The sequence below is a fragment of the Klebsiella sp. K47 genome, from assembly GCF_051858335.1.
GTDB lineage: Bacteria > Pseudomonadota > Gammaproteobacteria > Enterobacterales > Enterobacteriaceae > Klebsiella > Klebsiella pneumoniae.
Map to the genome: position 1 here is coordinate 1 of NZ_JBPYUI010000603.1, position 209 is coordinate 209.

General features: G+C 70.8%; 1 protein-coding gene. It reads left to right on the top strand.

The window, feature by feature from the left end; all coding sequences use genetic code 11:
• Window positions 1-209, top strand: a 209-nt coding sequence (locus RRF55_RS29400) for a hypothetical protein (RefSeq protein ID WP_439419513.1), incomplete at both ends; no start/stop codon positions are given.

Below are 209 nucleotides of genomic sequence, written 5' to 3' on the forward strand. Positions count from 1 at the left end.
GCGGCGAACTGTTCGCCGCGGGTCGGGCAGGCGAACGCTTCGCGGTGCGCAACTCCGGCGCGCTGGCGGTCATCGAAGGCGCCGGCGACCACTGCTGCGAGTACATGACCGACGGCATCGTGCTGGTGCTGGGCAAGGTGGGCCTGAACTTCGGCGCCGGGTTCACCGGCGGCCTGGCCTACGTGCTCGACCTGGACCGCGACTTCGTC